This window comes from Lysobacter fragariae (assembly GCF_054779775.1).
This window is the reverse complement of sequence record NZ_BAAGXP010000001.1, coordinates 202026-216470: the sequence shown is the minus strand read 5'-3', so window position 1 is coordinate 216470 and position 14445 is coordinate 202026. Positions and strand designations below refer to the sequence as shown.

The 14445-nt window shown below is 65.2% G+C and carries 9 protein-coding genes; all 9 read left to right on the top strand.

Annotated elements, in window-relative coordinates; genetic code table 11:
• Positions 1–29: 29 nt before the first annotated feature.
• A complete protein-coding gene (locus tag ACYVD7_RS00975) occupies positions 30–2759 on the top strand; it encodes a LuxR C-terminal-related transcriptional regulator (RefSeq protein ID WP_460758200.1) in 2730 nt (909 codons plus the stop codon).
• Positions 2760–2893: 134 nt separating this feature from the next.
• Positions 2894–4012, top strand: a complete 1119-nt coding sequence (locus tag ACYVD7_RS00970; RefSeq protein WP_460758198.1) for an NAD(P)-dependent alcohol dehydrogenase — start codon at positions 2894–2896, stop codon at positions 4010–4012.
• A gap of 122 nt (positions 4013–4134) precedes the next feature.
• Positions 4135–5205, top strand: coding sequence for a lipocalin-like domain-containing protein (locus tag ACYVD7_RS00965; RefSeq protein ID WP_460758197.1), 1071 nt, complete (start codon positions 4135–4137; stop codon positions 5203–5205).
• 318 nt (positions 5206–5523) lie between these two features.
• Positions 5524–7374: a DUF1302 domain-containing protein gene (locus ACYVD7_RS00960; protein WP_460758195.1), complete on the top strand. Its 1851-nt coding sequence runs from the start codon at positions 5524–5526 to the stop codon at positions 7372–7374.
• A gap of 36 nt (positions 7375–7410) precedes the next feature.
• Positions 7411–8751, top strand: coding sequence for a DUF1329 domain-containing protein (locus ACYVD7_RS00955; RefSeq protein ID WP_460758194.1), 1341 nt, complete (start codon positions 7411–7413; stop codon positions 8749–8751).
• A 119-nt stretch (positions 8752–8870) separates the two neighbouring features.
• Positions 8871–9965, top strand: coding sequence for a WD40/YVTN/BNR-like repeat-containing protein (locus tag ACYVD7_RS00950; protein ID WP_460758192.1), 1095 nt, complete (start codon positions 8871–8873; stop codon positions 9963–9965).
• A 4-nt stretch (positions 9966–9969) separates the two neighbouring features.
• Complete coding sequence (locus ACYVD7_RS00945) at positions 9970–12372, top strand: efflux RND transporter permease subunit (RefSeq protein WP_460758190.1); 2403 nt, start codon at positions 9970–9972, stop codon at positions 12370–12372.
• Positions 12373–12525: 153 nt separating this feature from the next.
• Complete coding sequence (gene prpC, locus ACYVD7_RS00940; RefSeq protein WP_460758188.1) at positions 12526–13689, top strand: bifunctional 2-methylcitrate synthase/citrate synthase; 1164 nt, start codon at positions 12526–12528, stop codon at positions 13687–13689.
• Positions 13690–13931: 242 nt separating this feature from the next.
• Positions 13932–14444 carry a dihydrofolate reductase gene (locus ACYVD7_RS00935; protein ID WP_460758187.1) on the top strand — a complete coding sequence of 171 codons (513 nt, stop codon included), beginning with the start codon at positions 13932–13934 and terminating at the stop codon, positions 14442–14444.
• Position 14445: the final 1 nt, after the last annotated feature.

The following is a 14445-nucleotide window of genomic DNA, read 5'->3' as shown; positions in this document are numbered from 1 at the left end:
GCAAGGTCCGGGCGCAGCCGGAGCGCGCTATGAAGAGCGTCCGCAACGGGCCGGCGCAGGAACAGTTCGGCGCCGTCGTCTCTCACAAGCTCAATTTCCCCAAGGGCTCGCCTGCACAGGTCACGCGAAGCGCGTTGTGCGACCTGATGGGCGACAACGAGCAGACCCGACTGGTGCTGATCAATGCGCCCGCCGGTTTCGGCAAGACCACGCTCATGCTGCAGGCGCGCATGCGCCTGGAGGAACAGGGTGTGCGTTGCGCGTGGATTTCGCTGGACGACGCCGACAACGACCCCGCGCGCTTCCTCATGTTCCTCGCCGCAGCATTCGAGCGCGCCTGCGACGATGTGCGCAGCGGAGAACGCACGAGCCTGTTCGCCGGCACGCGTTCGCTGGGAAGCCTGGCGCTGGAATTCTTCAAGCGGCTGGCGCTGTTCGACCAACCGTTCGCCCTGTTCCTCGACGACTTCGAAACCATCCAGTCGACGGCGGTCAGCGACCTGCTGCATGAGCTGGTGCGGCACCTTCCGGAGAAGGGACGCGTCGTGATCGGCTCGCGGCAATTGCCCGAGCTGGGCCTGGGACGCCTGCGCGCCACCGGCCAATTGCGCGAGCTGGGTGCCGAGCACCTGCGCTTCAACCTGGAAGACACCACGACATTCCTGCGCGATCGACGCGGACTGAGGCTGGATCCGGCGGTGATCGCGCGCCTGCATGACCGCACCGAAGGTTGGGTTGCGGCGTTGTGGCTGGCATCGGTTGCGCTGGAGAACCAGGCGCGCCCGGCCGACTTCATTGCCGGTTTCTCCGGTACCAGCAACGCGATCGCGGCCTACCTGGCAGAAGACGTGTTGGCACGCCTGGGCGAGGAGGAGCGCGATTTCCTGCTGCGCACCAGCATCCTGGAGACGCTGAGCGCACCCGTTTGTGACGCGGTGTGCGGACGCGAAGGGAGCCAGGTGCTGCTCGACCGGCTGTCGCGCGCCAACCTGTTTTTGCAGCCGTTGGACGACGATCGCCAGCATTTCCGCTACCACAAGCTGTTTGCGCAGTTCCTGCAGGAACAGTTGCGCCGGCAGATGCCCGGCGAATTGCCCCGCATACGTCGCGCCGCCGCGGAATGGCAGCGCGCTGCAGGAAAGCCGATCGCCGCGATCGACCACGCATTCGCCACCGGCGACGACGACTATGCCGCCGCATTGCTGGACGAACATGCCGAGCGGTTGCTGGGCGAGGGCAGGACCCGCGTACTCATGCGCTGGCTGGATCGCGCGTCGCCGGACATGCTGCAGGCCAGGCCGCGCCTGCGCGCGGTGCATCTGTGGGCGACGGCGTTCTCCCACAGCATGGAGGGCGCGCTGGCGACGCTCGAGCGACTGGAGACGTCCGGGTTGGACGACCCGGCGCTGCGCGCGCACCTGCTCGCGTTGCGACCGGTGTTGTTGACCCAGCTCGATCGCGTCGAGGACGCGCATGCGGTCGGCCAGAAGAACTTCGAACACCTGGATCCGCAGCACGCGTTCGCCTACATCATGCTGGCCAACACGATGGCGCACCTGTCGTTCACGCTCGGGCAGTTCGACCAGGCGCGTGCCTACCTCGAGGCTTCGCGCCGGGCGCAGGGGCGGGACGACCGGCGCAAATTGCACCTGGCGTTCTCGGAAGCGGTCGAAGGCGACATCGACCTGTTGCAGGGGCGGTTGCGGCAGGCCATGGCGCGTTTCCGTCTCGGCGTGCAGAGCGAGGGAGCGGGCAGCAGCGGCACCCTGATCATCGGCGTTCCGATGGCCGAGACGTTGTACGAAGTCGATGATCGCGACCAGGCCGAGCGCATGCTGCAGGTGTACCTGCCGCTAACCCGCGAAATCCAGTTGCCGGACCACATGATGAGCGGCCACGTCACGCTTGCGCGCATCCTCGCGCTGCGCGGCGATTCCGTGGGCGCATTGCAGCTGCTGGGCGAACTGGAGCAGCACGGGCACGCCGCCAACCTGCCGCGCGCCGTTGCCACGGCGAAGCTCGAACGCGCGCGCATGGCACTGCTGCGTGGCGACGTCGCCGCCGCGAACGTGGAACTCCAGCAGGCCGGCGGCATGGGGTACGGCCACCAGATGACGCAGTGGTGCACGATCGTCAACGATTTCGAGACGCCCACCATCGGCCGCCTGCGCTGGATGATCCATGCCGGTTCCGCGCAGGCAGCCGTGCCCCTGCTGCGCCACGAGCTTGCGCAGAGCGAGCGCACGGGGCGGCTGCGGCGAGCGCTCAAGCTGCGCATACTCCTGGCGCTGGGGTTGCGCGGGTCGAATGAGTCTCGCAAGGCGCTGGAGGTGCTTGAAGAGGCCATCCGGCGCAGCGCCAGCGAAGGGTTCATCAGGATCTATGCCGACGAAGGCCAGCGCATGGCGGAGCTGATCGCCGAATACGTTGCCGCGCATCCCGCGCGTGGCGCGGTGCGCTCGCAGTCGATTGACCACGATTACCTGGATCGCCTATTGAATGCGTGCCGTGGCAGTGGACCCGTAGAGCGCGGTCCCAGATCGGCCGAGCACGCCATGCCGGTCGAGGCGCTCACCCCCGCCGAACTCAAGGTGCTGCAGCAACTCGCGGAAGGGCTTTCCAACCTGGTCATTGCCGAGCGCCTGTTCATTTCCGAGGCCACGGTTCGTACCCATCTGCGCAGCATCAACGTGAAACTCAATGCGCAGAACCGCACGCAGGCCGTGGCGATCGGGCGGCGCCTGGGCCTGACGCCGTAGCGCGTTGCGTCGCCGTGCGTGTTGCACCGCGATAACGGCGATATCGTCGGAACCGACGATGATCGCCTCCCCTGCATTGCCTACGCTGCCTGCGGCTCAGGAGCCGTACCGGCTTGCGGATGGGAACCCAAGGCATGGGAAAGGTCGCTGTAACTGCCGCTGTCGTGCGGGAGAAGTCCGGACGCTTCGAGATCGAGGCGCTGGACATGGACGAACCGCGCGCCGGTGAAGTGCTGGTGCGCATCGTCGGCACCGGCATCTGCCACAACGACATCACCGCGCGCGACCAGCAGTTGCGTTTCCCGCTGCCTGCGGTGCTGGGCCACGAAGGCGCGGGCATCGTCCAGGCGGTAGGGCCCGGTGTCACCAAGGTGCAGGCCGGCGATGCCGTGGTATTGACGTTTGCCAGTTGCGGTTCGTGCCCGAATTGCCAGCGCGCCCGCTACACGTACTGCCAGAGTGCCGCGACGCTCAACCGCAGCGGCGTACGCGCGGTCGACGGCAGCCACATGCACCGCACGCGCAACGGGGAAACCGTGTCGGGTGCGTTCTTCGGACAATCCTCTTTCGCGAGCCACGCATTGGCGCCCGAGCGCAGCGTGGTGCGTATCCCCAGCGACGTGCCGGTCGAGCTGATGGGGCCGTTGGGCTGCGGGATCCAGACGGGGGCCGGAGCGGTGATCAACGTGCTCAAGCCCAAGCCGGGCAGCAGCATCGCGATCTTTGGCGTCGGTGCGGTCGGGATGGCGGCGCTGATGGCGGCGCGTGCGCTCGGCTGCGGCACGATCATTGCTGTCGACATCAATCCGGCGCGCCTGAAGCTTGCCGAGGAGCTTGGCGCAACCCACACCATCGACAACCGCGAGGGCGGTTGCTCGGCCGAAATCCGCGGCATTTCCGACGGCGGCGTGCAGTACTCGGTGACGTGCGTCGGCGAGCCCGCGGTATTGCGCGAGGCTGTCCTGTCGCTGCGCACCACCGGTGAGTGCGTGAGCGTGGCCACGGCGCCCTCGCAGGCGGAAGTCAGCGTGCCGATGAACTTCCTGTTGGCGGGGCGCAGCGTGCGCGGCGTGCTCGAGGGCGACTCGATCCCGGATCTCTTCATTCCGGAGCTGATCGACCTGTGGCGGCAGAACCGCTTCCCGTTCGACCGGCTCGTCCGTTTCTACGACCTGGCCGATATCAACAAGGCGATCGCGGCCGTGCAGGACGGCAGCGTGCTCAAGCCCATCGTGCGGCCCAGGCCTTGGTGAGCGTGCGACATCCGACGTACATGGGCTTCATCCACATCAACCCCGGGAGGGACATGATGAAAAGCGTTCAGAACGATCAATCAAGGCATTCGCGGCTACGCAGTTGGGCCGCCGCAATCGCAATGCAGGTCTGCCTGGTCAGTGCCACGGTAGTCGCGGGCCTGGCCAGCGGCGACGTGCGCGCCGATTCGGTGCCGGTCGTCATCCCGCGCGATGAAGCGCCGCATGACGTCACGCTGGAATGGTGGTACTACACCGGGTTCCTGTCGGGCCGGGACATCTTCGGAAAGATGCACAACTACGGCTACCAGGTGACGTATTTCCGCATCGGGCAGCAGGGCACCTTCCCGCTGGCGTCGATCTACATCGGCAACATGGCGATCACCGACCTCACCCGCGGCACGCATACCAACGACAGTCGCCTGAGCGTGCAGCCGGACGTGCTGCTGCCCGGCGGCGGCTACAACATCCAGCTCCAGGACTGGAACATGCAGGCGCGCAATGGCACCGGCTCGTGGAATGGTGGGTTCCTCAGCCTGGACTACTCGCTGGCGCTCAACATGCAGGCGACCACGCCGGTCATCCTCAATGGCGACGGCGGCATCATGCCGCCCAATGCCACCGGCGCGCTGAACTACTACTCGTTCGTGAACGTGCAGGCGGCCGGCACGATCATCGACCACGGCCTGCCCATCGCCGTCACCGGCACGGGCTGGTTCGATCACGAGTACGGCACGCCCGGCTCGACGCCGGTGGGCTGGCACTGGTACGGCATCGAGCTGGACGATGGCGCCAAGTACAACGTCTCGGTACTCAAGAATGCGCTGGACCAGACCACGCTGACCTACGGCACCTACATCAAGGCCGACGGTTCCTACAGCCAGATCAACCCGGTGGAACTCGACGACAGCGCGACGCTTCCGCTGTGGACCAGCCCCCGCACCGGCGTGAGCTACCCGACGGGATCGACCGTGCGCGTGCCAGGCGGCCAGTTGACGCTGACCGGTCTGGTGAAGGACCAGGAGATGACGCTGCTGGGCCCCAACCTTGCGCCGCTCGCGCCGGTCACCGCGGTGTTCGGCGTTCCCAATCCCAGTTATTGGGAAGGCGCGGCGAAGGTCACCGGCATCGTCAACGGCAGGCAGGTCACCGGCAAGGCATACATGGAATTCAAACCGTACGCCGCGCTGTAAGTCACGTTGCGCATTGTTTCAAGGTTCCCGGCCGGGCTTGCCTGGCCGGGAATGCAGGACAGAAAGCGACACCAGAAATGTCGCCGATGAATGGGAAGTTCGATGCTCCGCGCGAGCGGGCAACGCACGTGCCGCGTGATGCCACAACAACATGCTGCGCCGCATCACGTGATGCCTCGAAATATAGTCTGTTCCGACGATACGTTGTCGGTGCGACTTCCCTAGATTTCCCATACGGCCGCAAGGCATACGCAAGCTTGCCGCCGCGCGCATTCTGCTCGCGGCATGAACATCACTGTTAGAGGGCGAGGGGGACTTGTGAGGAAGATTTCAAGCTTCAAATCCGACGGATTGCAGCGTTGCGTGATGGCGATCGCCGTGGCGGCTGCGCTGGGGAGCGTCACCGCACCGGCCCATGCCGTCGAGATTGAGACCAGCAACCCCGACCTCAAGATCAGTTTCGACAACACCGTCCGCTACACGCTCGGCGTTCGCGTCGAAGGGCAGGACGACACGATCATGGCGCAGCCCAACGCCAACGACGGCGACGGAAACTTCGACAAGGGCAGCATCGTCACCAACCGCATCGACCTGCTGTCCGAATTCGACATCGTCTACAAGGATTACTACGGCTTCCGCGCAAGCGGGCAGGCGTGGCGCGACTTCGCCTACGACAACCTGGATACGAAGTCGACGTCTACCTACAACCACATCGGTGCGAACGGCCAGCAGCAGCTCGGCCTGGCGAACTTCGCCGATCGCTATTTCCACCGCACGTCGGGCGAGATCCTGGACGCGTTCTTCTTCGCGCGCATTCCGTTTGGCGACAGGCCGATGGATGTCAAGCTGGGACGCCACAGCGAATACTGGGGCGAGAGCCTGTTCCCCGCGGGCACCTACGACAGCATCGCGTATTCGCAGCAGCCGCTCGACCTCGGTCGCGCCGCTGCGATGCCGGGCGTCGAGGCAAAGGAACTGTATCGTCCGCTGACGCATGCATCGTTCACCTGGCAGGTGTCGCCGACGCTGTCGCTGATGGGGCAGTACTACACCGAGTGGAAGCCGTTCTTCTTCCCTGAGGGCGGCACTTACCTCGGCAACGGTGATCCATACCTCAACAGCGTGCAGACCTCGCTGCTGATTCCGAACCCGCTCGCCGCCTACGGGATCGGCGGTCCGCTGTCGGCGCTGCCGCATGGCGAGGATTCGCGTCCGAAGAACAGCGGCGAATACGGTGTCGCCGCGCGCTGGACGCCGGAATGGGCGGACGGCACGTTCGGCGTCTACTACCGCGAATTCGCGGACAAGCTGCCCCAGCTCTACATTTCCATGGTGCCTAAGACGTTCACCATCCAGTATCCGGTGCAGTTGCCGGACGGGTCGGTGATGTATGTGCCGGTGCCGGTGACGGCGACCCTGCCGGACAAGTACCACTTCGCCTACGCGGACGACATCAAGCTGTACGGCCTCAGCTACGGCACGACCATCGGCGGCGTCAGCATCGGTGCGGAACTGTCCTACCGCAAGAACATGCCGCTCAACAGCGATCCGGTCCTGGTGCTGACGAACCAGCCCGTGGACATGGTGTTGCCCCCGGGGCTCGTGCCGGAACTGCCCGATGGTGCCCGGATGATCACCGGTGCCACCCTCGAACGTGGCGAAAGCCCCGGCGCGCGCGGCAACACCTGGCATGGCGTGTTCAATGCGGTGGACGTGCTCGCTGGCAACGCCTTGTGGGACCAGTTGACCCTCGTGGGCGAACTCAACATCGATCGCTGGGCCAAGGTCACGCAGGGCATGCAATGGTTCCAGGGCCGCCCCGGCCGCACCGGCATCGACAAGGTCAGCAAGACCGCGGTCGGCATGACCGTGCTCGCATCGCCGACCTGGTACGAAGTGTTCCCGGGCGTGGCGTTGTCCGCTCCGGTTTCGGTGACCTACGGCCTGTCGGGCAATTCGCCGATCTTCCTAGGCAGCGCGAAGGGCGGCGGCACGTACAGCTACGGCGTGAGCGCGGATATCCTGCAGAAATACACGTTGTCGCTGCAGTACGTGGACTTCTTCGGCCGCGGTGAGGTTTCGCCAATCGGCGCGCTGACCGCAGCGGGAACCAACACCACGCTCAAGGATCGCGGCTTCGTCGCCCTGACCTTCAAGACCAAGTTCTGATATCCCCACGGCGTCCAGATTGAAGAGGGCCATTCAATGAAGTTGATCCACATCACCGCGACGTGCGCAGCGTTGGCTGCAGCCAGCATCGCCTCAACTGCGGTTGCGCAGAATGCAAACGCGCTGGGCACCACGCTCACGCCGGTTGGCGCCCAGAAGGAAGGCAATGCCGATGGCAGCATTCCGGCCTACGACGGCGGTCTGTCCGGGCGCGCGGCGCAGAACGGCAAGCGCGCCAATCCGTTCCCGGACGAGAAACCGCTGTTCTCGATCAAGGGCGACAACGTCGGCAAGTACGCCGTCAAGCTGTCGGTTGGTGCGCAGGCCCTGCTGAAGAAGTACCCGGACTTCCGCATCGACGTATATCCGACCCACCGGACGGCCGCGTTCCCGCAGGTCTGGTACGACAACACCAAGAAGTGCGCCACCGTGGCCAAGACGACGGATGGCGGCCTGGGCCTGGACTCCCCGCAGCGCAACTGCGTGCCGTTCCCGCTCCCGGAGAACGGTTATGAGGTGATGTGGAACCATGCCACCCACTACCGCGGCGCAAGCGTGGAAGCACTGGTGTCCAACTGGAACGTCAACAGTGCAGGCCGCGCGAGCCTGTCCGCGACGGCCAATGCCAAGGTTTATGGCGTCTACCACGATGAGTCGCCGGGCGTGAACGCCAAGCTGGGCCAGCAGTTGCTGGTCAACCTGCTCGCGCCGGCACGCCACGACGGCGAGAAGATCCTGGTGCACGAATTCGTCAACCAGTACCGCGACCGTCGCCAGAGCTGGTCGTACCTGCCGGGCCAGCGCCGCGTGCGCATGGCGCCGGACATCGCCTTCGACGCGCCGAACTCGACCACCAACGGCACCAGCACGATCGACGACACCTACCTGTTCAGCGGTTCGATGGAACGCTACAACATGAAGCTGGTCGGCAAGACGGAGATGTATGTTCCGTACAACGACAACCAGCTGGCCTACTACACCCCGACCGCGACTTCGCTCAAGCCGAAGTTCATCAATCCCGACAGCGTGCGCTGGGAACTGCACCGCGTGTGGGTGGTGGAAGCGACGCTGAAGCCGGGCAAGCGCCACGTCTACTCCAAGCGCACGTTCTACATCGATGAAGACTCCTGGGTCGCGCTGGCGTCGGACGAATACGATTCGCGCGGCCAGCTGTACCGCGTCGGCTTCACCTTCCCGGTCCAGAACTCCGACGTGCCCCTGCTGTATGGCGACGTCTACGTGCACTACGACCTGATCGCCGGCAGCTACTCCATCAGCAACCTGATGGTCGGGCCCAAGGAAGGCATCTGGTACAACAGGAAGTTGCCGAAGGATCTGTTCACGCCGGGCTCGCTTGCAGGCAGCGGCGTGCGCTGAGAACGATCGGAACTTCCGTGGAAAACATCCAGCGCAGCGGCCCCCTTCCCGCAAGGGGGCCGGTTCCGGACATGGGGGCGGATTCAAAAGTGGCACATCCGAACGTTGCACGCGGGCCCATGCTCAAAGCCGCAACCTGGGCCCTGTTGATGACCTGCTGCGTTGGCGTGTTCGCGCCGGCGAGTGCGCAGTCGCTGCCGAGCGTGCTGGATACGCCGGCGATGCGCAGCCGCCTCGCGGCGGTGCAACCCTTGAACGGCATCACCCGCGCGGGCAAGCGGCTGGTGGCGGTGGGTCGCCGCGGGATCATCGTCTACTCGAACAATGGCGGCCTGGGATGGCAGCAGGCGGAGGCACCAGTCAGTTCCGACCTCACTGCGATCACCTTCGCCACGCCCACGCTGGGCTGGGCGGTCGGCCATGACGCGGTGATCCTTGCAACCCGCGATGGCGGCCTGCACTGGCAGCGGCAGTTCGACGCACGCAGGCTCGCCCAGAGCCTGAAGCAATATTCCGCGCAACTGGCCAGCAAGAAAACCGATGCAGCACTGCTCGAGGAGATCCAGCGCCTCACCGACGACGCGTCGGCGCAGTCGTTCATGGATGTCGGCTTCGTCAGCGATCGCGTCGGCTATGCAGTCGGCGGCTTCAACCTGATCTATCGCACAGACGACGGCGGCGCGAACTGGCAACCCATGTTCGCCGACACCGAAAATCCGAACGGGCTGCATCTGTACTCGATCCGCAACATCCCCGACAAGAACGGCATCGCCGATGTCTATATCGCCGGCGAACAGGGGCTGGTGCTCAAGCTCGATCGCGCGAGCGGTCGTTTCGTCGCCCGCAAGACGCCGTATGAAGGCACGTACTTCGGCATCGTCGGTGATCGCAACGCAGTGCTGGCCTACGGCCTGCGCGGCAACGCCTGGCGCAGCACCGATGGTGGTGCGAGCTGGCAGCGCGTTCCGGCGGGGCCGGAAGTCTCGCTGACCGGCAGCAGCGTGCTCGCCGATGGCAAGTGGGTGCTGGTCAACATGGCCGGGATGGTGCTCGTTTCCGGCGACAGCGGACAGACGTTCGCGCCCGCGCCGATTCCCCCCGGCATTCCCTACACAGGCGTTGCAGACGGCGGCGATGGCAAGCTCGCGCTGTCCGGCTTGCGCGGCGCTGCCGTGCTGAATTTTGGTGCGCCCGGCAAAACCTCTGGAAAATAAGCATATGGGCGCAGTATCCGGCCAGGCCGACTCGATGGAAGTCGTGCGCAGCCTCGATGAATTCGACCGCGGTTCGGGCAGCTGGCTCGAACGGCTGGTGTTCAACCATCGCGCCATCCTGGTGGCGCTGTGCCTGATCGTGACCGTCGCGATGGGCTGGGCGGCGGCGGACAAGCTGCAATTCAGCGCGAGCTTCGAGCGCACGTTCCCGCAGGGGCACGCCTATATCCGCAACTACCTGGCCAATCGCGGCGAACTGCGCGGCCTTGGCAACAGCGTGCGCATCGTGGTGGGGCGCACGGATGGCGCGACGATCTTCGACGCCGGCTACCTCGAGACGTTGCGGAAGATCAACGACGATGTGTTCCTGCTGCCCGGCGTCGACCGCGCGTGGATGAAATCGCTGTGGACGCCGGTGGTGCGCTGGTCGGAAGTCACCGAGCAGGGCTTCGATGGTGGCGAGGTGATTCCGACGGATTACGATGCATCGCCTGCCTCGGTCGCGCAGGTGCAGATGAACGTCATGCGCGCCGGCATCGTCGGCAGCCTCGTGTCCAACGACTTCAAGTCGAGCCTGATCGTGGTGCCGCTGCTCGACCGCGATCCCGCGACCGGCAAGGAACCTGACTTCGGCGCGCTCGCGCACGCCATCGAAAAAGACATCCGCGACAAGTACCAGGCCGACGGGAAGGTGAAGATCCATGTCGTCGGTTTCGCCAAGCTGATCGGCGACCTGCTCGACGGCCTGGTGCAGGTCGCGATGTATTTCCTGATCGCCGCGCTGATCGCCGCCGGCATCATCTTCGCCTATACGCGCTGCTGGCGTTCGACGCTGCTGGTGTTGCTGTGCTCGGCGGTCGCGGTGGTGTGGCAGCTCGGCATCATCTCGATGCTGGGTTTCAAGCTGGATCCGTACTCGGTGCTGGTGCCGTTCCTCGTAGCCGCGATCGGCGTGTCTCACGGCGCGCAGAAGATGAACGGCATCATGCAGGACATCGGCCGCGGCACGCAGCGCCTGGTCGCCGCGCGCTACACGTTCCGCCGGCTGTTCCTTGCGGGGTTGACGGCGCTGCTGGCCGATGCGGTCGGCTTCGCGGTGCTGATGGTGATCGACATCCCGGTGATCCACGACCTCGCCGTGTGCGCGAGCGTCGGCGTCGCGGTGCTGGTCTTCACCAACCTGCTGCTGTTGCCGGTGCTGTTGTCGTACACCGGGGTGTCGGCGCGTGCAGCACAGCGCAGCCTTGCCGCGGAGACGCAGGGTGGGAACACCGGCATGCGCCGCCTTTGGGACGTGCTGGGCCACCTCACCGAGCGGCGCTGGGCGACTGCCGTCGTCATCGCTACCGTGTTGGCCGCCACAGGCGGTTATCTGGTGAGCCGCGACCTCAAGATCGGCGACCTCGATCCCGGCGCGCCCGAATTGCGCGCGAACTCGCGCTACAACCGCGACAACGCCTACATCACCTCGCATTACTCGCTGTCGAGCGACCAGTTCGCGGTGATCGTGAAGACGCCTGCCGAGGGCTGCCTGAAGTACGCCACGCTGGATGCCACCGATCGCCTCGGGTGGACGCTGCAGCAGCTGCCCGGCGTGCAGGCGACCACCTCGCTCGGCGATGCGGTGCGCCTGTTCACCGCGGGATCGTACGAAGGCAACCTGAAGTGGCTGACGATCCCGAACAACCAGGACGCGATCAACATGTCGGCGCAGATGGCGTCGGCAAGCACGCCGGATCTGTTCAACAGCGATTGTTCGGTGATCCCGCTGATCGTCTACCTTGCCGACCACAAGGCGGACACGCTGGCGCGCGTGGCGGCAGCGTCGCAGGACTTCGCCACGAAGTACTCGACGAAGGACATGCAATTCATGCTCGCCGCCGGCAATGCCGGCATCGAGACCGCGACCAACGAAGTGGTGTATGCGGGCCAGCACCGCATGCTGCTGTACGTGTATGCGGCGGTGATCCTGCTGTGCCTGGTGACGTTCCGCAGCTGGCGCGCGACCGTGGTTGCGGTGGTGCCGCTGGTGATCACCTCGATCCTGTGTGAGGCGCTGATGGTGGCGCTGGGCATCGGCGTGAAGGTCGCGACGCTGCCGGTGATCGCGCTGGGTGTTGGCATCGGTGTCGACTACGCGCTGTACCTGGTGAGCGTGATGCTGGCGCGGCTGCGTGCGGGCGACGACCTGCAGCAGGCGTATCGCAGCGCGCTCGGCTTCACTGGCAAGGTGGTCGCGCTGGTCGGCGCCACGCTGGCCGCGGGCGTGGTGACCTGGGTGTGGTCGCCGATCAAGTTCCAGGCCGACATGGGCATCCTGCTCACCTTCATGTTCCTGTGGAACATGATCGGCGCGCTCGTGCTGATTCCCGCGTTGTCGCACTTTCTCCTGCGTCCGCGGCGCTGACTGTGTCGATGGTGCGGGTGCGCCATGTCGATGGCGCTCCGCGTCTCGTGCACGGGCTGCGCCGGTGACGCGATAGCGCGACGCTGGGATCGCCGCAACTGAGATATTGGAAAGCCAGGAACTGCCTGGCCCAGAAACATAGAGGAATTGAAGATGAGCGATGGCACGTCCGCGCAGGGATCCCTGCCCAAGCCCAAGAAGTCGGTCGCGCTGAGCGGCACCGCCGCAGGCAACACCGCGCTGTGCACCGTCGGCCGCAGCGGCAACGACCTGCATTACCGTGGCTACGACATCCACGACCTCGCCACGAAGTCGACCTTCGAGGAAGTCGCGCACCTGCTGGTCCATGGCGTGCTGCCGACGCAGTCGCAGCTCAACGCCTACCGGACCAAGCTCAAGCGCCTGCGTGGCCTGCCGGCGATCGTGCAGGAAGCGCTGGAGCTCGTGCCGGCCAATGCGCACCCGATGGACGTGTTGCGCACCGGCTGCTCGGTGCTGGGCACGCTGTTGCCGGAGCGCGAAGGCCACCCGGCCGCCGAAGCGCGCGACATCGCCGACAAGCTGATCGCCAGCTTCGGTTCGATGCTGCTGTACTGGTGGCACTTCACCCGCAACGGCCGTCGCATCGACGTCGAGACGGACGACGACAGCGTCGCTGCGCACTTCCTGCACCTCCTGCACGGCGAGGCGCCGTCGCAGCTGCATGCCGACTCGCTCGACAAGTCGCTGATCCTGTACGCCGAACACGAGTTCAATGCGTCGACCTTCACTGCGCGCGTGATCGCCGGTACCGGCTCGGATCTGCATTCGTGCATTACCGGTGCGATCGGCGCGCTGCGCGGTCCGAAGCACGGTGGCGCCAACGAAGTCGCGATGGACATCATCAGCCGCTACAACTCGGCCGACGAAGCCGAAGCCGACATCCGTGCGCGCATGGAGAAGAAGGAAATCATCATCGGCTTTGGCCACCCGGTGTATACCATCGGCGATCCGCGCAATCCCATCATCAAGGAGCTGTCGCGCAAGCTGTGCAAGGACGGCGGCAACCAGGTGCTGTTCGACGTGTCCGAGCGCATCGAGAACCTGATGATGGACACCAAGAAGATGTTCCCCAACCTCGACTGGTACTCGGCGTCGGCCTATCACATGATGGGTATCCCGACCCCGATGTTCACGCCGCTGTTCGTTATCGCGCGCACCACCGGCTGGAGCGCGCACGTGATCGAGCAGCGCGAGGACGGCAAGATCATCCGCCCGAGCGCGAACTACATTGGTCCGGAAGATCGTGGGTACGTGGCGATTGCAGATCGCGGATAGGGATGGCGTAGGCAACGGCACCTGTCAGGGAGTTGCGGGATCGGGCATCCCGGTCGTACGGAAGTCTAGGTAGCCTGCGCCGAACCCGGGCGACTGCAGGTATTCTGGGCGCACTGCCTCATCTGGTTTTGCTCCATCCCGCCCTTGGCTATGTGCGCTGGAATAGTTGACACTACGAAAATGGCCGCTGACGCATTCATCGAGAACGTAGTGGGCCGTGTTCCGGTGGCGGTTTGATTCGCGTGGAGCCGACTCCTGTCCAACTCGTCCTGATCGCCGCGCTCGATCGCAACAACGCGATTGGGCGCGACAACGAGCTGCCGTGGCGCTTGCCGGACGACCTCAAGCGCTTCAAGGCGCTCACGCTGGGCAAGCCGGTGCTGATGGGACGCAAGACCGCGCAGTCGTTGGGGCGAGCGCTGCCGGGTCGGTTGAACCTGGTGCTCACGCGTTCGGGCGAGGTGCCGTACGCGGGTATGCAGTCAGTCGATTCGCTGGACAACGCTTTGGCACTTGCTGCAGCGGCGGGGACAGACACCTTGTGCGTGATCGGCGGTGGTGAGGTTTACACCCTGTGCCTGCCGCTGGCGACGCACATGCACCTGACCCACGTCGATACCGTGGTGGAAGGCGCGGATGCGTTCTTTCCTCATTTCGATGCGGGGCAGTGGCGCGTCACCGCGCGTGACGCGCATCCCGCGGACGCGAAGCACGATTTCGATTTCGAATTCGTCGATTACGAACGCCTGCAGTGAC